The organism is Streptomyces milbemycinicus, from assembly GCF_002154605.1.
In the GTDB taxonomy this organism is placed as follows: domain Bacteria; phylum Actinomycetota; class Actinomycetes; order Streptomycetales; family Streptomycetaceae; genus Streptomyces; species Streptomyces milbemycinicus.
Map to the genome: position 1 here is coordinate 1 of NZ_MUNE01000066.1, position 21,951 is coordinate 21,951.

At 69.1% G+C, this 21,951-nt stretch carries 19 protein-coding genes and 1 pseudogene; 15 read left to right on the forward strand and 5 right to left on the reverse strand.

Annotated elements, in window-relative coordinates; genetic code table 11:
- From CCN51_RS06090 to CCN51_RS06105, 4 genes are all read left to right on the forward strand, one after another.
- A partial coding sequence (locus CCN51_RS06090; RefSeq protein WP_107425926.1) for a MarR family winged helix-turn-helix transcriptional regulator occupies positions 1-435 on the forward strand: 435 nt, incomplete at its 5' end.
- A 154-nt stretch (positions 436-589) separates the two neighbouring features.
- The gene (locus CCN51_RS06095) at positions 590-2,314 is read left to right on the forward strand and encodes a PHP domain-containing protein (RefSeq protein ID WP_014176433.1); all 1,725 of its coding nucleotides are present in this window, start codon (positions 590-592) and stop codon (positions 2,312-2,314) included.
- A gap of 92 nt (positions 2,315-2,406) precedes the next feature.
- The gene (locus CCN51_RS06100) at positions 2,407-2,796 is read left to right on the forward strand and encodes a DUF427 domain-containing protein (RefSeq protein WP_014176432.1); all 390 of its coding nucleotides are present in this window, start codon (positions 2,407-2,409) and stop codon (positions 2,794-2,796) included.
- Between the two features lie 37 nt (positions 2,797-2,833).
- Complete coding sequence (locus tag CCN51_RS06105; protein ID WP_014176431.1) at positions 2,834-3,295, forward strand: hypothetical protein; 462 nt, start codon at positions 2,834-2,836, stop codon at positions 3,293-3,295.
- Positions 3,296-3,326: 31 nt separating this feature from the next.
- On the opposite strand, the gene CCN51_RS06110 is transcribed toward CCN51_RS06105, so the two are convergent.
- Both CCN51_RS06110 and CCN51_RS06115 read right to left on the reverse strand, forming a co-directional pair.
- Complete coding sequence (locus CCN51_RS06110) at positions 3,327-3,707, reverse strand: peptidase inhibitor family I36 protein (RefSeq protein WP_078610450.1); 381 nt, start codon at positions 3,705-3,707, stop codon at positions 3,327-3,329.
- Between the two features lie 68 nt (positions 3,708-3,775).
- The gene (locus tag CCN51_RS06115; RefSeq protein WP_014176429.1) at positions 3,776-4,000 is read right to left on the reverse strand and encodes a hypothetical protein; all 225 of its coding nucleotides are present in this window, start codon (positions 3,998-4,000) and stop codon (positions 3,776-3,778) included.
- Positions 4,001-4,274: 274 nt separating this feature from the next.
- Here CCN51_RS06115 and CCN51_RS06120 point away from each other — a divergent pair, with 274 nt between their 5' ends.
- Positions 4,275-5,369, forward strand: a complete 1,095-nt coding sequence (locus CCN51_RS06120; RefSeq protein ID WP_043486780.1) for a beta family protein — start codon at positions 4,275-4,277, stop codon at positions 5,367-5,369.
- An 11-nt stretch (positions 5,370-5,380) separates the two neighbouring features.
- Here CCN51_RS06120 and CCN51_RS06125 read toward each other — a convergent pair whose 3' ends face one another.
- From CCN51_RS06125 to CCN51_RS06135, 3 genes are all read right to left on the reverse strand, one after another.
- Positions 5,381-5,779: a hypothetical protein gene (locus CCN51_RS06125; protein WP_014176427.1), complete on the reverse strand. Its 399-nt coding sequence runs from the start codon at positions 5,777-5,779 to the stop codon at positions 5,381-5,383.
- A 50-nt stretch (positions 5,780-5,829) separates the two neighbouring features.
- A complete protein-coding gene (locus CCN51_RS06130; RefSeq protein ID WP_014176426.1) occupies positions 5,830-6,357 on the reverse strand; it encodes a hypothetical protein in 528 nt (175 codons plus the stop codon).
- A 179-nt stretch (positions 6,358-6,536) separates the two neighbouring features.
- Positions 6,537-7,205 (reverse strand): lytic polysaccharide monooxygenase auxiliary activity family 9 protein, encoded by a 669-nt coding sequence (locus CCN51_RS06135; RefSeq protein ID WP_014176425.1) that lies wholly within the window; start codon positions 7,203-7,205, stop codon positions 6,537-6,539.
- A 296-nt stretch (positions 7,206-7,501) separates the two neighbouring features.
- Between CCN51_RS06135 and CCN51_RS06140 the strand changes: the two genes are divergently transcribed.
- The 10 genes and pseudogenes from CCN51_RS06140 to CCN51_RS06185 all read left to right on the forward strand — a co-directional run.
- Entirely contained in the window at positions 7,502-8,935 is a 1,434-nt protein-coding gene (locus tag CCN51_RS06140) for an ATP-binding protein (RefSeq protein WP_014176424.1), read from the forward strand.
- 75 nt (positions 8,936-9,010) lie between these two features.
- Positions 9,011-10,696: an SWIM zinc finger family protein gene (locus tag CCN51_RS06145; protein ID WP_014176423.1), complete on the forward strand. Its 1,686-nt coding sequence runs from the start codon at positions 9,011-9,013 to the stop codon at positions 10,694-10,696.
- 339 nt (positions 10,697-11,035) lie between these two features.
- Complete coding sequence (locus CCN51_RS06150; protein WP_086859333.1) at positions 11,036-11,833, forward strand: ABC transporter ATP-binding protein; 798 nt, start codon at positions 11,036-11,038, stop codon at positions 11,831-11,833.
- The gene (locus tag CCN51_RS06155) at positions 11,830-14,361 is read left to right on the forward strand and encodes an FtsX-like permease family protein (RefSeq protein ID WP_014176421.1); all 2,532 of its coding nucleotides are present in this window, start codon (positions 11,830-11,832) and stop codon (positions 14,359-14,361) included. The genes CCN51_RS06150 and CCN51_RS06155 overlap by 4 nt, the downstream gene beginning before the upstream one ends.
- A gap of 197 nt (positions 14,362-14,558) precedes the next feature.
- A complete protein-coding gene (locus CCN51_RS06160) occupies positions 14,559-15,749 on the forward strand; it encodes a sensor histidine kinase (RefSeq protein WP_014176420.1) in 1,191 nt (396 codons plus the stop codon).
- Positions 15,746-16,397, forward strand: a pseudogene (locus tag CCN51_RS06165) (response regulator). Before CCN51_RS06160 ends, CCN51_RS06165 begins: the two are co-directional and overlap by 4 nt.
- An 877-nt stretch (positions 16,398-17,274) precedes the next feature.
- Positions 17,275-19,827, forward strand: coding sequence for a GmrSD restriction endonuclease domain-containing protein (locus CCN51_RS06170; RefSeq protein ID WP_014176418.1), 2,553 nt, complete (start codon positions 17,275-17,277; stop codon positions 19,825-19,827).
- Between the two features lie 263 nt (positions 19,828-20,090).
- The gene (locus CCN51_RS06175) at positions 20,091-20,360 is read left to right on the forward strand and encodes a hypothetical protein (RefSeq protein WP_078610449.1); all 270 of its coding nucleotides are present in this window, start codon (positions 20,091-20,093) and stop codon (positions 20,358-20,360) included.
- Positions 20,353-20,988 (forward strand): DUF6879 family protein, encoded by a 636-nt coding sequence (locus CCN51_RS06180; protein WP_014176417.1) that lies wholly within the window; start codon positions 20,353-20,355, stop codon positions 20,986-20,988. Before CCN51_RS06175 ends, CCN51_RS06180 begins: the two co-directional genes overlap by 8 nt.
- Before the next feature lie 55 nt (positions 20,989-21,043).
- Positions 21,044-21,951: AAA family ATPase (locus CCN51_RS06185; protein ID WP_245881581.1), on the forward strand; the 908-nt coding region annotated here is incomplete at its 3' end.

A 21,951-nucleotide genomic window follows, 5' to 3' on the forward strand; every position in this document is an offset into this window, starting at 1 on the left:
CAGCCCGGCAACCAGCCCGCCCAGACCGATCAGCCCGATCAGTGCTCGGGCGCCCGCCTCGACCGCTCCGCGTACTTCCTCCTCTCCTTCCTGGACACCGAGGGCGCGTTGTCCATCGGCCAACTCGCCGACGCCTTGGGGCTCGACGTCTCGACCGTCAACCGGCAGACCGGCGCCCTGCTCCGGGCGGGCCTGCTCGAACGCATCCCGGACCCGAAGGGCGGCCTGGCCCGCAAACTGCGCGCCACCACCCTCGGCGCCGAGCGCCTGGCCGCCGACCGGGAACGCCGCCGCGCGGGCCTGGCGCGGGTGCTGGCGAGCTGGACGCCCGAGGAGGTGAGGCGGTTCGAGGACGCGCTGACGCGGTTCAACCGCGAGGTGGAGGCGGACGAGGGACGTACGTGGCCACGCCCGGAGAACGCGCAGGACACGTAGCACGCCGCGAGGGCCCAAGACCCCGTGGCCGGGGGCCCGGGGGGTTGTTCACCCCCCGTACGCCCGCCGCTGGGGCGCCCGTGGCCACCCCCTCGTACGGTCACCCGGCACCGGCCCGGAACGGAACGGCCGGCCCGAACGAGGAGATGCGCCGATGCCACGCCCGACCGAACCGCTTCCGTCCCTCCCCCGCTGGGCCGACCCCGAGGTGCCTGCCCGCTCGCTGGACGCGCAGGGCGTCTCCCGGCGCGGGCTGCTGCGCCGCGCGGGCCTGTACGGCGCGGGTTTCGCGGGCGGCATGGCGCTGGCGCCCACGGCGGCGTCGGCCGCGACGACCACGAATGCCACCGCAACCGCCACCGCAACCGCTGCCGCAACCGCCGCCGACCCGGATCTCGTCTACCTGGTAGGCGACCACCATGTGCACTCGGTCTACAGCCACGACGCGAAGTACACCGCGTCCCAGCAGGCCCAGCGCGCCGCGCAGTTCGGCCTGGACTGGATGGTCTTCACCGAGCACAGCAACTTCGGCCACGCCAACGCGGGCGGGGCGCTCGCCGAACACGACGACGTACTGAAGGCCCGTGCCGAGAACCCGCGGATGCTGATCTTCCAGGGCCTGGAGTGGTACATCCCGGGCGCCGAACACGGCACCGTCTTCTCGCCGCCCGGCCCCCACGAGGCCGACCTGCTGCGCACCTTCGAGCTCCGCTACGACGGCAAGCTGCTGGGCCGCACCGACAGCACCGCCGAGAACGAGGCGCTGGCGGTCGCGGGCATCAAGTGGCTCGCCGAGCAGCGCAAGAGCGGCTACGTCGACGATGTGCTGGTCCTCGCCAACCACCCGCTGCGGCTGGGCATCGACTCCCCGCACGAGCTGCGGGCCTGGCGGGACGCCGCCCCCGAGATCATGATCGGCGCGGAGGGCGCACCGGGCGCCCAGGGCGCGGCCCTGCCGGGGTGGGGCAGCGCCACCGCCGTCCGCGGGGAGTACGAGAACAAGCCGTCCGCCCAGTCCTGGTCCGGCTACCCGGCCGAGGCATACGTCACGTACGGCGGCTTCGACTGGATGACGGCGACGGTGGGCGGGCTGTGGGACGCGATGCTGTCCGAGGGCCGGCTGTTCTCGATCACCACGAACTCCGACAACCACCGGACCGTCCACGACACCTGGCGCAACGGCGACTGGCAGCCCGGCCAGAACTTCGACAACACCGGCCGGCTGCCCGACCCGGTCAACACCGACAAGGAGCAGCCGGGCAGCGACTTCTGGCCGGGGCAGTTCAGCCGTACGCACGTGGGCGTGACGGCGTACGGCTACCGGCAGGTGATGGCCGGGCTGCGGGCCGGGCGGGTGTGGGTGGACCACGGACAGCTGATCGACGCCCTCGACGTACGGCTGCACCGCGAGAGCGACGACGGCGACGACCGGGACGGCAGGGGCCGCGGGGTCACCCTGGGCGGCCGGCTCCGGGTCCGCCGCGGCGAGCGGCTGACCCTGACGGTCACGGTCACCACCGCCTCCCGCCCCAACTTCCACGGCGTCCTGCCGCGCCTGGCCCACCTCGACGTGATCCGCGGCGCGGTCCGCGGCCCGGCGCGCGACCGCGATGCATGGCGCGCCCCGGACACCCGCGTCGTACACACCGCGGACGTATCCGGCCGCACCGGCACGTACACCCTGCGGATCCCCCTGGCCAGGGCCGATGAGTCCGGCTACCTCCGGCTCCGCGGCAGCGACGGCAACCGCCACGGCACAGGCCTGCTGGGCGCGGCCGTGGACCCGCACGGCCCGATCCCGCACAAGCCGGGCGACGGCGACCCGTGGGCGGACACCTGGTGCTACACGAACCCGATCTTCATCGAGGTGACGGGCTGAGGGGAGAAGGCGGAATCGCCGGGCCGGGGTCTGCGTTGACGTAAATGAGGAACCGCCCGGAACCGCGCACGCCTACCGCAGGAGGATTCCCCATGACGACCCAGCACCCCGGCACCAGCAAAGGCTCAGGCCACCGCGTGGAGGTGATCCGCGGCACCCAGCACGTCACGGTCACGATCGACGGCCGGGTCGTCGCCGAGTCGCGCCGCCCGCTGCTCCTCTTCGAGACCGGCCTGCCCGTCCGCTACTACCTGCCCCCGCAGGACGTGAGCCTGTCCCTCTTCGAGCCGACCGACACGCACACCACCTGCCCGTTCAAGGGCGAGGCGGCGTACTGGACGTATCTGGGCACGGAGGGCGGCGGCTCGCGACCCGATGTGGTGTGGGCCTACCCGGACCCGCTCGACTCCGTGGCCGAGATCAAGGACCACCTGTCGTTCTACGACACCGTTGCCGACATCTCGGTGAAGGAGGCCGACTGAGAGAAACGGATGGCGCGACGGCGGGAACAGCTGTCGCGTGCACATCCACGCGTATTCCTGGCTGGGCGAGAAGGAGCTGTTCGACCGGGACGTACTCCGCCGCCTGCCGGACCGCCCCAGGCCCCCGGTCACCCCGGAGGACCAGGAGCACCACAGCCGGCAGGTCGACGCCTTCAGACGCTCGGAGCTGCCCCCGACAGAGACCGCACACTGGCTGCTCAAGGCCCCCCGCCTCATCCGCGAGACCTTCGAGGAGCCCAAGGACGCCGCCGCCTGGCTGGGCGGACAGCTCACCGAACACGCCCCGGGCTTCCACTCCCAGCAGGAGGCGGACACGGCCCGGCTGTCCCGCCTGGTCGCCACGGCCGCGGACACGCTGACGCACGGGGGCGATGTGTCCGTCGGCTTCTACGTGGGCCGCACGTCATTCCTGTCCCTGGCGCTGGTGACCTGCTCCCCGAACCGCTCCGCCCCGGGCGCCCCGTGCCCGCAAGGGTGACGCGCGGGGCGCCTCGATCGCCGGCAGGCTGCTAGCAGGCCGCGGACGACCCGACGAACTTGAACGAACGGATCGTGGTGTTCGCGCCATAGCGGACATGGGGCAGCAGCTTCTGGTGCCTGCCCCGGTAGCGCGGCTCGGTGTAGATGCACACGTACTTACCCGTGTCGTTCCACATCGACTTGATCTTCTTGTCCCAGTCGGCCGTGAGCGTGGCGTGGTTCGCCTTCGTGAGCCACACCTCGTTCCCCCCGCCGTTGTCCTTCTTGTACGAGCAGAAGTAGCCCTTCTGGCAGTACCACGCACTGGCCGACGCCGCCTCGGCCGTGGTGGCCGTAACCGTCCCCAACAGCACCGCGCCCGCCGCGACCGCCCCCACCGACGCCAGCGCCGACCGCATTCCCCGTCGCATCACGAAGTTCCTCCTTTTAGTTGTTACGAGAACTCGTGATCATGCGCACGACACCGTAGCAACGGCCGCTACCGCCCCATGGGTTGGGTGGTGTCAGCAACGAGCGAGGCCCGGACGGGGTCGACGGTGACCGTCTGCGTCCCACGACTGTGGTCCGCGTTCCCCTCCGTACGCAGCCCCGTACCGTCCACACTCCCGCAGACGACCACGGTCAGCGCGGCCACCGTGGTCAGGGCGACGGCGGTGATCTGCACGGCGTGGGCGCGGCATTCGGCGAGGCTGAGGGGACGCATGGCGGATCTCCTGAGGGGCGGGCGTCGGAGAGGTCTGATCGGTACGACAACCACATTGATCCCGCCCGCTGCCGTGCCACTGCCGCCCGACTAACGCTCCACTAACGTCCGGCTAACGTCCCTCTGTTCGACTCTACTGGCCGGTTCGCGGGTTTTGATCACCACGTTCTGCGTACTGTCAGGAACTGGCCGGAATTGCGTTCTTTCATTGGGAGGCGTCCCCCCTCACCCTTGCGACCAGGGGCGATTCAGCGGAGCTGTTGGGGGAGCCGCGATGGTCGAGCCGATCTATGTGCCTGCACTGCCCGCACGCCGGAGCGCGCTTGTGGCGTACGAACAACTGACACCCCGCGTACGCGCGAAATCGTCACCGCTGTGGACCATCCCACCTCGAACAGGCCCGGAACGCACCATGGGCCACCGGCCGCCGGGCCCACTCGACCGTGATCCAGCCGCTCTCACTCAATATGTGCGTACGAAGGCAGCCGAGATAGCGCAGGCCCAACAGGGCCTTCCCGCCTGGCTGGACGCCTTCCACGTGGAGGACGAGCCAGGGCCCGTATCCACAGGCATGTGGAAACTGCTCGCCGACAGCCCGCTGCGACCGGTCACCGGCACCGAGCGGGCCGACTGGCAGCAGATCGCATGCGCGGAGCTGGCGCGCGCGAGCGGAAACGGCCTGGGCATACGCATCCTCGTGACCGCCCTCCCCGATGAGTGCTGCGCCGCCGCCGTCCGTCGCCTGCTCGACCACATTGGCACCCCGCCCCCGGCCGTCGACCTGCTCCTCGACCTGAGGGCGATAACAGAGGAACACCACCCGGCGGAGAAATGGGCGCTTCGCGCCCTGGATCTGCTCGGCTCGCTTCACGGATGGCGCACCGTCGTCCTGCTGGCCGGATCCTTCCCCCGACTTCCACCCGAATCCCCCGAGATGACGCTCGAGGACGCACACCGCTTCGACTGGGACACCTGGCACATGGTCCGGCACACCCGCGGCGCGCAAGCGACCCCCGTAACCTACGGCGACTACGGAGCCCAGCCCACCGGCGGCGCCGACCAGCCATCGGAACGCGGAGGCGGCCCGGCATGGGGCGTGCTGCGCTATACGACCGAGCGCACCTTCCTCATGATCAAGGCCCCAACAGAGGGCCCGAACCGCTCCTCGACCGTCCGCTCCCTCGCGCGCCAGATCGTCGAAGCCCATGACTTCCGGGATTCGGGATTCAGCGACGGAGAACGCTGGCTCCATGACTGCGCCCACGGGGTGGGAAGCGACGGTGCGGGCACGCCGGAGATCTGGATCCGGGCGGGCCATGTCCAGCACATGACGTATGTGGTACGCCAGTTGGAGTCCGTGAGGGAGTGACGGGCCATCCCTCAGACAGATCGGCGAAGGGCCTTGAGCTCGTCGCCGCTGGAGTTCAGCCGCCAGAAGTTCCAGCCGTTCGTATTCGGATTACGGTCCGGGTTGAGAACCTGGACCACGGCCGAGGCGGCGGCACTCGGTGTGGGGTACGTGGTGCCGGCGTGCGGACCGTCCTTAATGGTCACGGCCCTCGTGTTCCGGTCGAACGTCGCCTCGACGCGTCGGCCGCGGTAGAGGGCGTGCACGGGCACGGAGTGGGGGTCCTCGGAGGACTTTGCCGCAGCGGTGCCGATCTCTGTGCTGGAGGCGTCGACGAGTCTCCGTACGACCTCGGAAGGGGTGCAGCCCATCATGCGCGCCGCGAAGACGAGCTTCCTATAGGTGTCGTCATCGACGTCGATAGCATTCATAGGGCTATTGGAGCCAGCTGAGTGTGCGGTTTGTCAACCCGGACGCGGGGTCAGGCCGCGCCGGGAAAGTCGTAGCCGCCGACCGTGGCGCTGTATGGCCTGAGGAGTGGCTGCAACTCCCGCCTGAGCAGGTCGGCATCGGACGGCGGGAGCGTGAGCGGAGGCCACCCCAGTGGCGCGCTCCAGGGTTTACGGTCGGCGAAGGTGTGCAGGTAGGGCGCGAGGTCACGGAGTACCACGCCCTCGTCGTACGGGGTCAGTCCATGGATACGCAGCGAGCCCCCCGACGCGAAGCGCCTCCCCTGAAGGATGACCGGCTGCCCGAGAGGCCCGACGTCGCTGGTAACGGTGGCAAGCCCGATGACCCGGCCGGGCGCCCAGCCCTGGAAGCACCCCTCGGTCGCGTAGATCAACGCCTCGTCGCACCTGCGCACGGCCCGGCATGCGGTGTCGGCTCGACGCGACTCGAAAATCATGCACTCGTCGGTGAGGGTCCAGCGGAGTTGCTGGTGGTCGTTGACGATCAGCAGGTGGGTGGACGGCGCGGCCGATGCCGGCGGTGAGACGAGGCTCCTCACGGCGCGAGCTCCCTGTGGATCGCGGATCGACGCTATCGTCGAACCCTAAGAGCCCTAATAATGCTAAGTCGCGCTGAAGCTGTCAAGCGTCGTGTGTCGCGCGGCCGCTTCGGCCCCGCACATGAGTCGGCGGCCCGCCGGACCTGCCGGCGGGCCGCCTTTCGTGCCGCGGGGGCGGCTCAGCTGAAGTTGACGTCGCTGCACAGGAAGTACGTCTGGTCCATGTGCGAGGCCTGCCAGATCGTGTAGACGACGTGGCGCCCCGTGTAGCCCGAGGTGTTGACGTCGATCGAGTAGTTCTGGCTGGGCGCGTACTTGCCGGTCTTGGCCACCTGCTGCAGGTTGCTCCACTTCAGCGGCTGCGTGGTGGGGTCGTAGCCCTGGCGGCTGACATAGACCAGGAAGTAGTCCGCGCCGTGGCTGGCCTGGTCGTACAGCTTCACCGTGAACTTGTTGCTGATGTTCGTCGTCTGCCACGCGCCCACTGTGTCCAGCGAGTTGTAGCGGTTGCCTTCGGTGTGCCCGCCGCTGCACAGCTGGCCGTCGGGGACGACCGCCGGGAAGTTGCCGGCGGAGCCGTTGCGGTACAGGCCGTTCCAGTTCCACATGGCGTTCGGGTTGTCCTGCCATGCCTGCCAGCACATGGGGTCTTTCTGTGCCATCTCAGGGTTCTGAAAGTCGTCCGCCCAGCGCAGCCAGCAGCCGTAGTTGCGGGACGCGGGGTCGATGACCGATCCGTGGGCGGAGGCGGTGCCGGTCCACGGGATCAGGGTGAGCAGCGTGGCGGACAGCAGGCCGAGGGCGCGGAGCGCCCAACGTAAGGGATTGCTGTGATCATGACAATTCATGGCGATCTCCATCGTCCGTGGGGGGATTGCGCCGATGGGCAATGGGAGCTGATGGGAGCGCTCCCATTGCGATGAGCGTGCCCGGTGACACCGAAGCGAAACATGTGGCTCGCCCGCGAGACCAGTCGGCCCGGGATTCCCGATCCGGACACGGAGCCCACCACCGATTCCGCACAGGTCGCAGGCGCCACCCTCCATCCGTATCCCGCGCGCACCATCAAAGAGGGGGTTAGCATCTAAGTAAGATTCAATCTACGTAAGATCGAAACTGTGTTTGAAGCGGGGATGGGGCAGGGATGGAGTTCAAGGGCAGGGTTGCTGACCTCGACCTGCTGACCAGGCAGCTGGGCGTCGTGACCGGGGGCGCGGGAGCCACCCGGGGCCAGGCTGTGATCATGACGGGGCGGCGTCGGGTGGGGAAGTCTCGCCTGGTCCAGGAGTTCTGTGACCGGTCAGGCGTTCCGTACTTCGTCTTCCAGGCGACCCGGGGTCGTAACGCCGTCGCCGAGCGGGCGGACTTCTCCGCGGCGCTCGCGCAGTCCCCGCTGCCCGGGGCGGAACTGGTGGCCGGGCTGCACGGCGCGGACTGGAACCAGGCGCTGCGTTCCCTGGCCGTCGCGGTGCCGGACGATGCCCCGAGCGTCGCGGTGATCGACGAGGTGCCGTGGCTGGTGGAGCAGGACCGGGAGTTCGAAGGGGCGCTGCAGACGGTCTGGGACCGCCACCTGTCCGCCAAGCCGGTCCTGCTGATCCTGGTGGGCAGCGACATGTCGGTGATGGAGGCGCTGCAGTCCTATGGCCGTCCGTTCTTCGGCCGGGCCGCGAAGATGACCGTACGTCCACTGCACCTGGCCGATGTGCAGGCCATGACCTCTCTGGGCGCGGCGGACGCGGTGGACGCGCTCTTGATCACGGGGGGCTTCCCCGAGATCGTCCAGTCGTGGCGGCCCGGGATGGGGCGCGCTGATTTCCTGCGCGAGGCGGTGGCCAACCCTCTCTCACCGCTGCTGGTGGCGGGTGAACTGTCGCTGCTGGGGGAGTTCCCTTCAGGCTCGCATTCGCGGGCGGTGCTGGAGGCGGTCGGCAGTGGCGAGCGGACCTTCTCCACCATCGCCGCGCAGGCCGGCGGCGCCGGCGCACTGCCCTCCGGGACTCTGTCCCCGCTACTGCACACCCTGCAGACCAAGCGCATCCTGGCCACCGACCTCCCGCTGTCCACCAAGGCCGACACCAAGAACAAGCGCTACCGGATCGCTGACCCGTATCTCCGGTTCTGGCTGGCCTTCCTGCAACGGGGAATCCCGCTGATCGAACGCGGTCGCGGGGATCTCGCACTGGAGCGCATCGAGCGGTCGTGGACCACCTGGCGAGGACGTGCGGTCGAGCCGGTCATCCGCGAGTCGCTGCTGCGCCTGCTCCCCGATGACAGATGGCCCCACACAGAAGCGGTCGGCGGCTGGTGGAACCGGCAGAACAACCCCGAGATCGACCTGATCGGTGCCGACCGCGAACCGGTGGCGGGCGCGGTGCACTTCATCGGCTCGATCAAGTGGCTGGAGTCCCAGCTATTCGGCCGACGTGAATACGACGCCCTGGCCCGGGACATGCTCGCGGTGCCCGGCGCCGAACCGGACACCCCGCTCGTGGCCGTCTCCCGCTGCGGCGTCGAGGACGACCTGCCGCTCGCGGCCCACTGGGGCCCGGAGGACTTGGTCCGCGCTTGGCAGTAACCGGAGGAGCGGCGGGCAAGCAACCCAGAGGGCGGATGGCGGGGTCGGCAGACGGCACGAGAGCAGAGGAAGGCCATGGAAGGGTTCAGCGAGTCGGCTCTGCGGGCGTTGGCCGGTCCGCGCTCTTTCGAACGTGGGCTCGGCTACTTGAACATGGTGTCCGGGGTCGAGGTCGGTGACGGCTGGGTCACCGCGAGTGTCCACGGCACGGAGCGGTACGAGGTGGAGTTGACGCTGGACGGGCCCGGCGGGCTGTCCGGCGAGTGTGACTGCCCGTACGGCATGGAGGGCAACTTCTGCAAGCATCTGGTCGCCCTCGGCCTGACGGTGCTCGCCCGGCGGGAGAGCCTGCCGCGGCAGCGGAAGACCGCCCGGGACCGTGCGCAGGACCTTGACGGGTGGCTGTCCGGCCTGTCCAAGGACGAGTTGCTCGCTCTGGTGCGGGAACAGATCGGCGAGGACCGGCAGTTGCGTCGCCGCTTGGAGTTGCGGGCCGCGAGTGCTCGCGGGGATCTCGTCGCGGTCCGGGCCCGTATCCGCGATCTGCTGGACATCTCACCGTTCGCGCAGTACGGGTACGCCGAGTACGCCGAGTACGCCGACGCCCGCGCCTACGCCGACCAGGCCGGGCAGGCGGTGTCCGCGATCGGCGCGCTCACCGGTTCGGGCCGGGCCGACGACGCGATCACCCTGGCGCGGGAGGCGATGCGGCTGCTGGCCGACGCGGTGGAGAGCGTTGACGACTCCGACGGCTGGCTCGGGCAGGTCGGTGCGGACCTCGCGGGCGTCCATCTCGAAGCGTGCGGTTCTGCGCGCCCCGACCCCGAGGAGCTCGCGCGCTGGCTGGTCGGCCATGCGCTCGGTGACATGGATGACGGCCTCACGGACATCGATCCGCTCGACTACGAGGACGTCCTCGGCGAAGAGGGGATGGCCGTCCTGCGGAAGCTGGCGGTCGAGGCGTGGCGGGGGAACCGCCGCGGCTGGGCGGAGAAGTACCTGATGGAGCGTCTGGCCAAGGCAGGAGGTGACGTCGACGCGGTGATCGCCGTGCATGCGGCCGACCTCTCACCGAACGGACACACGCACCTGGTCATCGCCCACGAGCTGGACACGGCCCGGCGCCCCGACGAGGCCCTGCGCTGGGCGGAACGCGGCATCCAGGACACCCGGGACCTCGCCGCCGTCGACACTGCCCTCGTCGACTACCTCTGCGACCGCTACGCGCAGGCGGACCGGCTCCCCGATGCCGTGGCCCTGCGCCGTGACCACTTCGGCGCCCGCCGCACCCTGCTCGCGTACCAGCAACTGCGAGCCGTCGCCAGGGCCGCGGACTGCTGGCCGGCCGAGCGTGAGGGGGCGCTCGCCCTGCTGCGTGCCGATGCGGAGCGGCAACAGCACTCTCGGTACGGTGGCCCGGCCCTGATCGACGCCCTGCTCGACGACAAGGACACCGACGCGGCCTGGCAAGCCGCCACCGAGACCGGCGCCCACGACCAACAGTGGCTCACGCTCGCCGACCAGGCCCGTGCCGCCCGCCCCGCCGACGCGCTCAGCGTCTACCGGCGCCTGGCCGAACCCCTCACGAAGCAGACGGGCAACGCGATCTACGAGCAGCTCACCAGCCTGCTGCTGCGCATCCGCGACTGCCACCGCCGCCTGGGTACCCAGGACGAGTTCACCACGTACCTCACCGCTCTGCGCGCCGACCAGAAGCGCAAACGCAACCTGATGCGGCTCCTCGACCAGCACGGTCTGTGAACCCACAACCGGCCCCCGAAAGCCGCGCCCGTACGGCCGGAGTCGGAGCCGGAGCCGGTGGTGGGCAGCCGCCGCATGGCGTGGACCGCTTGCTGTGACGAGGCGCTGCCGCACGTTCGAGTGCCCGGCTCGAAGGCAATGTGACCGTCCACCACACCCTCAGCTTCCGCTGAGCCGTACGGGGGTCCACCGTTCGGTGGACCTCAGGTTCAACTGTTTGCTGCTGTCGGCACCACACCCCGTACGAAGAGCATGAATGGCAGCGGGGCGCGCCTATCTCCCCCTGGTGATACGCCCCGCACCCCCAAGCCACCCCCTTTCCCAGGCCAAAGGACAGCCATGAACGGGACACAGGACCCGCATGCTCGGCCGGTCGTCCGGCTCGACGCCGTCAGCCGGCTCTACGGCGGACCGAAAAACCGAGTGACCGCACTCGACAACGTCAGCATCAGTCTGAAGAGGGGTACTTTCACCGCCGTCATGGGCCCCTCGGGCTCGGGCAAGTCCACCTTCCTGCACTGCGCCGCAGGCCTCGACCGTCCGACATCGGGTGCGGTGCACCTGGACGGGGTGGACCTCGGCTTGCTGCGGGAGAAGGCCCTGACCAAGTTCCGCCGCGAGCGCATCGGCTTCGTCTTCCAGGCGTTCAACCTCCTTCCGGCACTGAGCGTGGTGGACAACGTGACACTGCCGCTGCGGCTGGCGGGCAAACGCCCCAATAAGGCCGTCGTCGACGAAGTCCTCGAACAGGTCGGCCTGTCCGGCAAGCGGCGCAGCCGTCCCGGTGAGCTCTCCGGCGGTCAGCAGCAGCGCGTCGCCATCGCGCGGGCGCTCGTTACCCAGCCCGCGGTGATCTTCGGCGACGAACCGACCGGCGCCCTGGACACGCGCACCGCCGCCGAAGTGCTCATGCTGGTACGGCAGTCGGTGGACGTGGTGGGGCAGACCGTAGTGATGGTCACGCACGACCCGGTGGCCGCCTCGTACGCCGACCGCGTCGTGTTCCTGGCTGACGGCCGGCTCACCGGCGTAGTCGACCGGCCGACTGTCGAGCAGGTGACGGAGCAGTTGCAGAAGCTGGGCACCTGGGGCGACCCCTTCGGCATCCAGCGGACCGGACACGAGGTGCGCCGATGATCCGGATCGCGTGGCACACCCTGCGCCACCACATGAGCGGATTCATCGTCTCGTTCATGGCCCTGTTCCTCGGTGCCGTCATCGTCATCGGCTCCGGCGGGCTCCTGGAGACCGGGATCCACAACGCGGCGCCGCCGCACCGGCTGGCCGCCGCACCGATCGTCGTCACCGGCGACCAGCGCTACACGTACACACAGAACGACCTCGTCTTCCCGGAACGACTGCGTATCGACGCCGAGTTGACGGAAAAGATCGTCAAGGTACCGGGCGTTGCGGCGGCGGTTCAGGACATGTCCTTCCCCGCGGCCCTCGTCAAGGGCGGGAAGGTCACCGGCCACGGTTGGTCCTCCGCCAGGCTCTCCCCCTACCAGCTCACCGACGGCACGGCACCCACCAAGGACGGTCAGATCGTCCTGGGCAAGGCGCTCGCGGACCGTACGGGGCTGACCACCGGCGAGCGGATACAGCTCCTCGTCCACAGCACACAGAAGGGCTACCAGGTCTCAGGCCTTGCCACCGGGCCGGACGACGTAGGCGACGTCTTCCTCGCGGACGCCGAGGCCGCCAGGGTCGCGGACCGCGTCGGCACGACCGACAACATAGGCGTCTTCCCGGCCTCCGGCGCGAACACCCAGGAGGTCGCCTCGGCCGTCCGCGCGGTCCTCGACGGCTCACCGATCACGGTACTGACCGGGGACAACCGTGGCCGCGCCGAGGACCCGGACGTGGTGGCCGACGGCAGCGACCTGATCCCGCTCGCCGCCGCCTTCGGCGGTCTGTCGGCGATGGTCACCGTGTTCGTGGTGGCCGGCACGCTGGGCCTCTCCATCCAGCAGCGGCAGCGCGAGCTGGCCCTGCTGCGCACGATCGGTTCGACCCCTGGGCAGCTGCGCCGCCTCATCCTCGGCGAGACCCTGTTCCTCGCGGTCGTCGCCACCGGGCTCGCCACCATCCCCGGGCCCTGGTTCGGGCACTGGCTCCTGGACGCGTTCGCGGACGCGGGCGTGGTACCGGGGTCGATCGCGTACCGGGCCGGCTCCGTGCCGGTGATCGTCGGTGTGGGCACGGCCCTGCTCACCGCGATCGGTTCGGCGTACATCGCGGCACAGGCCGCGGCGCGTACCCGCCCGACCGAGGCGCTGGCCGAGGCCACGCTGCAGCGCCGCTGGTTCAGTGCGTTCCGGCTGGTCGTCGGGCTGCTGTGCATGGCCGGCGGCGCGGCCCTCGCCTGGGGCACCGCGGGCTCGGCCGGGCCGGACGCGGCCGGTGTCGCAACGCCGGCGGCGATGGTGTGGGCGGCGGCGTTCGGTCTGCTCGGTCCTGTCGTCGTACGCGCCATGGTGGCCGCGCTGCGCCGTCCCGTCGGCATGGTGTCCGGGCTCGCCGGTGAGCTGGCCGCGCACAATGCGCGGGCACGTACGGCACGCCTCGCCTCGGCTGTGATGCCGGTGATGCTGGCGAGCGGTCTCGCGGTCGGCCTGATCTACATGCAGACCACACAGTCCGAAGGCGCCGAGCGGGCGTTCGGCGAGAACCTGCGCGCGGACGCGGTCGTGACGTCGGCCTCCGGTGGGCTGCCGCTCGACCTCGTCGACACGGTCCGCAGGCAGCCGGGGGTGGCGGCGGCGTCCGCGCAGATCCCCACGACGGGGTACATCGAGCCGGACGAGCTGATGCGCCCGAGCGAGGGAGAGGACGCGGGCCCGCAACCCACCGAGCTGTCGATGCAGGGCGTCACCCCACAGGGCCTGGACCGTACGACTGCTTACCACGCGGCGAGTGGCAGTCTCACCGCCCTCAGCGGCGACTCGGTGGCGCTGCCTGCCACGTACGCGAAGGACCGCAAGCTCGGCGACCTGGTCCCGATGCGGCTCGGCGACGGCACACAGGTCAAGCTGAAACTGGTGGCCACGGTCGAGGGACGGCGTGGTTACGAGACCGCGCTCGTTCCGGCGTCGGTGCTGGTCGGACACACGGACGGCGCGCTCGTGCCCCAGATCATGGTGACAGCATCGGCCGGCACCGACCGCGCCCGGCTCATGGCGTCCCTCTCCAAGTTGGCCGCGCTCCAGCCCGGCCTGCGGGTGTCGGGCACGGACGCTCTCAAAGCGGCGCAGGCGGAGGCGGACGACACCCAGGCGTGGATGGCGTACCTGGTTCTCGGCGTCGTCGTCGGCTACGCGACGCTCTCCCTGATCAACACACAGGTCCTCGCGACGACAGAGCGGCGCAAGGAGTTCATGCTCCAGCGGCTCATCGGCGCCACGCGCCGCCAGGTACTGCAGATGATGGCGGTCGAGGCGTCCCTGGTGGCCCTGGCCGGCATGGTCCTCGGCCTCTTGGTCGCGGGGGCGACGCTGGTACCGCTCAGCATGAGCGTCCTCGGCACGGCGCTACCCGGCGGCTCCCCGTGGATCCTCGTCGTGGTCCTGGCTGCGGCGGCAGCACTGACCCTGACGACGACGCTGCTGGCGGCGGGGGCCGTGCTGCGGGGCCGCCCTGGGGACATGGCGGGTATCAAGGACTAGTGCGGACTAGTACCGCATCGAGGATCATTCGCCCCACTGGTGAGCGCACCGTCGGCTTCGAGAACAGTCGCGTGAGCCGTAACTCCGCTCGCTCTCGCTACCAGCAACGCCGAAATGGCTTACCTCCCGGAATCGGTGGGCTGACCCGAACGGACCGTCGGTCCCTACTCAACTGCCCTATGTACGAGGTGAATCAATTGACTCAGTGGCAGCAGCCGGGCGACCGGCCCACCCTGGATCGGATCCGCCGTTGGAACATGGCGTGCTGGATCCTGCTCGGCCTGCTGCCGACGGCCGTCGCCGTGCTCGACGAGTCGTCGGCCCGGAAGTACGGAACGCTCGGCCTGCTCGTCCTGGTCGCGCTGTGCCACATCGTTGTCCTGACCCGCCCGGACAACCCCGTCCTGGGTCGCCGTGCCTACCTCGCCGTCCTCGCCCTCGTCCTGGGCGCGACGTCCTACTTCCTGGACGGCGTCGCCGCCCTCTACATGATGTCGCTGCCGCAGTTCTGGCTCTACACCCGCGCTCCGCGCGACGCGGTCACGCTCAGCGGGGCGGCCGCCGTGCTCGCCGTGTTCGGCGGCGCGGTCGGCCAGAACTGGAGCCCTCAATTCCGCACCGGCAACCTGGTGGTTACCGTGGTCGCCTACGTCGCCGGGGCGGGCCTGGGCCTGTGGGTGCACCGGTTCATCGACCAGAGCAACGAGCGGCAGGAACAGCTGGCCGCCGAACTCGTCAGTACCCAAGAGGAGTTGGCAGCGGCCTATCAGCGGCAGGGGGCGGCCGAGGAGCGCGAGCGCCTTGCCCGGGAGATCCACGACACCCTCGCCCAGGGCTTCGCCTCCATCGTGGTGCTCGCGGAGGCCGCTCGTGCCGCCGCCGACGGCGACCCCGAACGCTGCGCCCAGCAACTCATCTCCATCGAACAGACCGCCCGCGAGAACCTGGCCGAGGCCCGGGTCCTCGTCGGCTCCGTCCCCAAGGGCGCAGTCGCGGCCGGCTCGCTCGCCGCCACCCTGCGCAGAACCCTGGACCGCTTCACGCAGGACACCGGCCTCACCGCCACCGCCGAACTGCCCGACATCGACCTGGACCAGCACACCCGCGTCGCCCTGCTGCGCTGCATGCAGGAGTCCCTCGCCAACATACGCAAGCACTCCGGCGCCTCCACCGTCGGCGTGCTCTTCAGCGCATCGCCGGGCGTAGTAGAGCTGGAGATCACCGACGACGGCCACGGGTTCGTCGTCGAGGACGCCCGCGGCTTCGGCCTCGACGGCATGCGGCGACGGCTCGCCGAACTCGACGGTGAGCTCACCGTCACCAGCTCCCCCGGGGAAGGCACCCGCGTGCTCGCCACCCTTCCCACCCACAGTCAGGACCGACCATGACCGACACGGCGACCGACAACGTGAACGACCGGATCCGTGTGGTCGTGGTCGACGACCACACCGTGATGCGCGCCGGAGTCGTCGCCCTGTTGACCGCCGAGCCCACCATCGAGATCGTCGGCGAGGCCGACAACGGACGCGCCGGCGTCGACCTGGTCGAGCGACTCGTTCCCGACATGGCCCTGGTCGACCTGCGCATGCCGGTGCTCGACGGGGTGGCCGCCACCGCCGAGATCGTCGCCCTGCCGGTGCCGACGCGGGTGCTGATCCTCACCACGTACGACACGGACGCCGAGATCGAACGGGCCGTGGAGGCCGGTGCCGTCGGCTACCTGCTCAAGGACACCACCCGTCAGCAGCTCGCCGACGCCATCCGCTCGGCCGCGCGCGGCGAGACGGTCCTCGCCCCCAAGGTCGCCGAACGCCTCGTGGCCAGGATGCGCCGCCCCGAGCCGGTCGCCCTGACCGCCCGCGAGCGGGACGTGCTACACGCGGTCGCCGACGGCCTGTCCAACGCCGAAATCGGCCGCCGCCTGGTCATCGGAGAGGCCACCGTGAAGACCCACCTGCTACGGGTCTTCGCGAAACTCGACGTCAGCGACCGCGCGGGCCGTCGTCGTGGCACTGGAACGAGGGCTGATCGTGTGATCCTGAGCGACGAGCGTCCCTGTTCGGGTGTGTCTTCGGGAGATGTGGGAGATGCCGAGGGCGGGCGGGCCGTAGGTCCGCGGTATTTACCGGGGCCGTCAGCCCGTGTCAAGGAAGTCCTGGGATGATTGGCGTCAGGGCGGCAGTTTCGGCAGAGTGGATCGTATGGCTGCACGAGAACCAAGCGCGCACGCTGGCTCGTCACCATCCGTCGGAAAAGCGTTCCTATGGATTGGGTATCTCCCGGGGGTGCCGACCTGCGCAAGAACTTGTACCAGACCTGACCTGCGTGAACACGGAAAGCTGAGGGGCTGACAGAGTATTTCTGTCGGTCCCTCAGCTGCTGGGTTCGCCCAAGAAGGCCCTGACTTGCACTTTTCCTTGCGCAGGTGGTGCCCCCGGCGAAGGACCCAGTACATGGGGACGCGTGGAGCCGTTGGCCGGGGTCGGTGAGCTTGTGATTCAGGCCGTTTTCCGGCTGGCCCGGTAGTTCCATCGGCGTGGCGAAGATTTGGCGTAGTTGGCGATCCGACGGACGCGAGTGAGGCCACGGTCTTGACCGATACGCTTCCGTCCGGCTGGCGGCTCTGCGGAAGCTGCGGCACGTGACGGGGCCGGACCAACTCGTCCTCCCCCCCCAGCAGATGGCGTGAGAGTCGGGGCAGAGATAGGGGGCGGGCCGCCCCCATGGAATCAACCGCGGAGCGTACGGGCCCACCTGCCGGGCAGAGTGGCCGGGCGTATGAGGGGTTTCGGCCAAGATAGAGGCGGCACCCCGAAAATGCACAGGCAGCTCTGCTCCCGCGACGCATTCTCGTTAGGTTGTCAGCCTTGGGGACACCGGGCGGAAGGTCCCGGCGCAAGGGGCGGAGGATCGATGGAAGCGCGGGAGACAACCTTCGAGCGGCTGATTCAGGGGGACAACCAGTTTCAGATTCCGCTGTATCAGCGCACCTACAGCTGGGATGTCGACGACCATCAACGGCTGTGGGACGACATGGTGGAGCAGGCGACGGTCGGCTCGGACGCATCGCAGGCGCCCAGCGGCCATTTCCTCGGCTCGCTGGTGCTCGATCCTCGACCGCCCATGCCCGACACCGTCCAACGCTGGGTCGTCATCGACGGTCAGCAGCGGCTGACGACGCTGATGCTGCTTGCCTGTGCCCTTCGTGATCACGTGCGGACGTTCGACGAGGCCAAGGTCGATCTCATCCATCGTCGGTACCTGATCAACGAAGAGGACTACGGTGGCCTCGACGCCTACCGTCTGCTCCCGACACAGGCCGACCGGCCTTCGTACCTCGCATGTGTGGACAACGATCCCCAGGCGGGTGGGGACGACAGTATCGGCGTCGCCTACCGGTTCTTCCTGGCAGCGCTCGCCGAATACGACCCTGCCGGTGAGTGGGACACCGTTCGTCACATCGACCAGGCGTTGCGGCACCGGCTTACGCTGGTGACGATCACCGCAGGGCCACAGGACAACGCCTTTCGAATCTTCGAGTCCCTGAACAACACAGGCAAGCCGCTGAGCCAGGCCGACTTGCTGCGCAACTACGTGTTCATGCAGCTTCCGCGTCTGGGTGAGCATGTGTATGACAAGATTTGGCTTCCCCTGCAGACGGAACTCGGTCCGGAGCGACTGACTACTCTGGCGTGGCTGGACCTCGTTCTGCAGGGACAGTCGCGGGCCACCATCAGCGAGGTCTACCAGGGGCAACAACGGCGAATGGGCCGGATTGTCGCTGCTTCCGATGAGGAAGGGCTGCGGGACGATCTGGCTCGACTCCGGCGTCTTGGCCACCTGCTCATGCGGGTCTTCGAGCCGGAGCGCGAGCCCGACGTGGAGTTGCGCGCGGTGCTGGAGCGTCTTGTCCAGTGGGGCGGCGAAGCTCACTATCCTCCGGCACTCCACGTTCTGGACCGAGTGGATCGTGGGACGGTCGAGCCCAGGGAGGCCGTCGAAGCGCTCAGCTTTGTGGAGAGCTTCCTGGTCCGGCGCATGATCTGTCGGGAGCCGTCGCACAGCGTTCGGCAGATTCTGGCCACGCTGCCTTCGGGTATTGAGCGGGACCGTTCGCTGCCGGAGGCGGTACGCCGCTACCTGTCCGGCCCGCGGCGGGGGTGGCCACGGGACGAGGATCTGCGCGAGGCGATCCGTACCCAGCCCTTCTACTGGCAGGGCAGCAGCCGCCATCGCGCCTATGTGCTCAGGCGGTTCGAGGAGGACTACACGGCTCCGGAGCCGGTCGACTTCTCGCGGGCCTGGGCGACCATCGAGCACGTACTTCCGCAGCGGCCCGGACAGGAATGGCTCGCCATGCTCGCCGAGGACGCCGAGGAGGGGGAGCGGGCAGAAGAACTGCACGAGACGCTGGTTCACACTCTGGGCAATCTGACCCTCACCGGTGAGAACACACGCCTGTCCAACCATCCTTACGAGCGCAAGCAGCAGATCTTCGACCAGAGCGCCCTGCGGATGAACCGGGAGATCGCCGCCACCGAACGCTGGGGGAGGAAGGAGATTCTCAGCCGCGCCGACCGGCTCGCCGATCGCGCGGTGCGCATGTGGCCAGGGCCCGTCGCGGGTGACGACGGCCAGTCCGGTGAGCGCTCAGAGTGGCTGAGGCTGAGGAAGACGCTGGCGACCCTGCCCTCCGGCAGGTGGACCACATACAAGGACCTCGCCGCGGTGACTGGAGCTGGCTCTCCCCAGACCGTCGGAAACTATCTGGCCACCCGCACCGATGTGCCCAACGCCCATCGGGTACTCCGGGCCAACGGCACGTCTTCGCCCGACTTCGCCTGGCTCGACGGCCGTAAGGAGACCCAGCGGGAGGCGCTCGAGCGTGAGGGCGTCCACTTCAACGGCGCGGTGGCCGACCCTGAGCAGAAGCTGACCACGGAAGAGCTGGCCGATCTAGCCGGTCTTGACAGGCCCCGTGAGGCGGAAGAGGAGGCCGCGGCAGCTTCCGAGGCCGAGGGCACTATCACCGACCGTGCGGAGAACTTCGGCAGGTTGCTCAGCACTCACCACCCCGACCTCGCCGATGGGTTGCTGACCCTGCTGCGTAAGTGGGAGGCGGATGGAGGGTGGCTTGGATACGGTGCCGCCGAGGAGACGAGCTGCGCGCCGATGCTCCGCGAAGGAACCGGCTCGCAGGGTTCGATTTGGCCCGTGAGCATCTATCCGCGATCGGGAGTCGTCGAAGTCGTCTTCGCATACTTGGCGAGGCGGGAGCCTTTCACCAGGCCAGGGCTGCTTGCGGAACTCCGTGACCGGATCCGGGCGATTCCTGGAGTGACGTTGACCGTCCCCGATGCGGAATTGCCCCGGCGACGGCCGAGCTTTCCGCTGGCCGTCCTGCGCGGCGGTGGGCTGGTCCGGTTTGCCGAGACGCTGGAATGGTTCCGCCAACAGAGCCTGTGATGTACGGCTAGCACTCGGGGTGTCGGCGGCCTTATTCGTCTGGGTCGCTCAGCCCGGCGAGGCGGGCGGCGATCTCCTGGGTCTCCTCATGGTCTCGCCGAGGACAACGCACATGTCTTCGTGGAGGGCGTCCAAGACGCCCTCCACCTCGGCGCGGTGGCCTTCGGAGAAGAGCAGGGCGGGCCGACCCTCTCATCTTTGGGTACAGGCCTGGATACACTGTGTAGCAACAGCGCGCTCGACCACCTCGACCGGAGGCAGACGTGGCCCCTGCCTGGGAGGCTGACCCGTCCGCGTTATTCCAGCGGCGGCTGGGGAGACCAGCCGAAGAGCTGGGAAACTCCGATGGCAATGACGAGTGCCCGGACATCTGGCAGCTCGACAATGGCGATGTTGCTGTGATCGGCAGGGATCTGACAGCCGTTTACCGCACACGTCTGCCTCATGGCGTGAACCTCGCTCCGGATGAGCGGCTGGTCGTCATCCCAGGGAACATGCTCAGCGCGGCAAAGAAGGACATCCCCGATGCTTGATCTCCTTGCCCCTGTCCTCGCCACTGAGCAGGGTGAACGGCTCACTCGGCCCGCCTACAAGCAGGACTTCCGGGAACGGGAAGAGGCGATCCGTGACGGGAGTTCCTGGAAGCTGGAGCGCCGGCAACACTTCGAGGAGCAGGGAAGTCCGAGCCGGGACGCCCTGCGCCGGGGCGACTGGGATGAGGCGCTCCGGCTTCTCGCCGACCGGCGCGACACCCTTGCCGCGGCTGTTCAGGAGGAGACACGCAGGGGCTATGCCTTTCATCGTGTGCGGGTGGTCGAGAAGCCGCTGACACCGTACGTGCAGTGGGAACTCCACTCCCAGCGGCAGCGCGCGCAGTACGGGCAGCGGATCAGGGTCGTCCCCGCCGAACGGGTGGCCGCTTCGGAGAGCACTCACCCACTCCCGGAATTGGTCGTGCTCGGCAGCCACACCCTCTTCCAGGTCCTGTACACCGAGACTGGAGTTGCGAACGGCGCGATCCGCTACACCGACCGTGATCTTGTGACGCGCTGGGAGAACTACATCAAGGCGCTCTACGCGGTGGGTGAAGACGTGATCTCCTACTTCGACCGTGAGGTGGCGCGCCTTGACCCGCCGACGCTGAGCGCAGGAAGGGAGTAGGCCGATCGCAGCGCCAGGCGGAGGGGGCGAGCAGTCCGGCAGCACCCATTCCGAGCTGTCGGGATCCTCACGTGACGTCGTCCAGGCGAGGAATGTCCACGGAGGCATCCACTTCCACGCGCAGGGCAAGCCGTACCAGGGAAGTTCCGCGAGCCCCACCCCACGCCAGTTACCGGCTGACGTACGCGGATTCGTCAACCGCACCGATGAGCTCGGCGAGCTGAACGCCGTTCTCACCAGCGAGGACGGCGGTCCGCTCGTCGTCTCGGTATACGTGATAGCCGGCACTGCCGGCGCCGGAAAGACATCGCTGGCACTGCGCTGGGCACACCAGGTCCGAGAGCGTTTCCCGGATGGTCAGCTGTACGCCAATCTGCGCGGCTACGACCCCGGGGAGCCGGTCGCGGCACGCGATGCCCTGCACCGCTTTCTGACCTCGCTCGGTGTCCCGGCCGATGCCGTACCGCAGGACCTCGACGCTGCTGCCGCGTTGTATCGCTCATTGCTGGCCGACCGCCGGGTACTGGTCGTCCTGGACAACGCGGCCACCCTCAGCCAGGTCAGGCCGTTGCTGCCCGGGAGCGCACACAGCCTGGTGTTGGTCACCAGCCGCAGCCGCCTGTCCGGCCTCGCCGTCCGCGACGGAGCCCGCCGACTCACGCTCGGTGTGTTGCCGGAGGCGGAAGCGGTCGCCTTGCTGCGGGCCGTCACCGCTGGGTACCGGCCGGTGGACGACGAGCGGCAACTCGCCGAATTAGCCCGGCTTTGTGCACGGCTTCCCCTCGCCCTGCGTATAGCCGCGGAACGCGCGGCCAGCCACCCCCACCTGCGGCTCGTCGACCTGATTGCCGACCTGCGCGACGAATCGGCCCTTTGGGACGCCCTGAGCACGGGTGATGACGAGGAGGCCGAAGCAGTCCGCACCGTCTTCGCATGGTCCTACCGCGCCCTGTCCGAGCAGGC

Excerpts from the sequence above, each read along its gene's own strand:
- CCN51_RS06095 (WP_014176433.1), top strand. The coding sequence starts at position 590 with ATGCCACGCCCGACCGAACCGCTTCCGTCCCTCCCCCGCTGGGCCGAC.
- CCN51_RS06100 (WP_014176432.1), top strand. The coding sequence starts at position 2,407 with ATGACGACCCAGCACCCCGGCACCAGCAAAGGCTCAGGCCACCGCGTG.
- CCN51_RS06110 (WP_078610450.1), bottom strand. The coding sequence starts at position 3,707 with ATGCGACGGGGAATGCGGTCGGCGCTGGCGTCGGTGGGGGCGGTCGCG.
- CCN51_RS06115 (WP_014176429.1), bottom strand. The coding sequence starts at position 4,000 with ATGCGTCCCCTCAGCCTCGCCGAATGCCGCGCCCACGCCGTGCAGATC.
- CCN51_RS06120 (WP_043486780.1), top strand. The coding sequence starts at position 4,275 with ATGGTCGAGCCGATCTATGTGCCTGCACTGCCCGCACGCCGGAGCGCG.
- CCN51_RS06125 (WP_014176427.1), bottom strand. The coding sequence starts at position 5,779 with ATGAATGCTATCGACGTCGATGACGACACCTATAGGAAGCTCGTCTTC.
- CCN51_RS06135 (WP_014176425.1), bottom strand. The coding sequence starts at position 7,205 with ATGAATTGTCATGATCACAGCAATCCCTTACGTTGGGCGCTCCGCGCC.
- CCN51_RS06140 (WP_014176424.1), top strand. The coding sequence starts at position 7,502 with ATGGAGTTCAAGGGCAGGGTTGCTGACCTCGACCTGCTGACCAGGCAG.
- CCN51_RS06145 (WP_014176423.1), top strand. The coding sequence starts at position 9,011 with ATGGAAGGGTTCAGCGAGTCGGCTCTGCGGGCGTTGGCCGGTCCGCGC.
- CCN51_RS06150 (WP_086859333.1), top strand. The coding sequence starts at position 11,036 with ATGAACGGGACACAGGACCCGCATGCTCGGCCGGTCGTCCGGCTCGAC.
- CCN51_RS06155 (WP_014176421.1), top strand. The coding sequence starts at position 11,830 with ATGATCCGGATCGCGTGGCACACCCTGCGCCACCACATGAGCGGATTC.
- CCN51_RS06170 (WP_014176418.1), top strand. The coding sequence starts at position 17,275 with ATGGAAGCGCGGGAGACAACCTTCGAGCGGCTGATTCAGGGGGACAAC.
- CCN51_RS06180 (WP_014176417.1), top strand. The coding sequence starts at position 20,353 with ATGCTTGATCTCCTTGCCCCTGTCCTCGCCACTGAGCAGGGTGAACGG.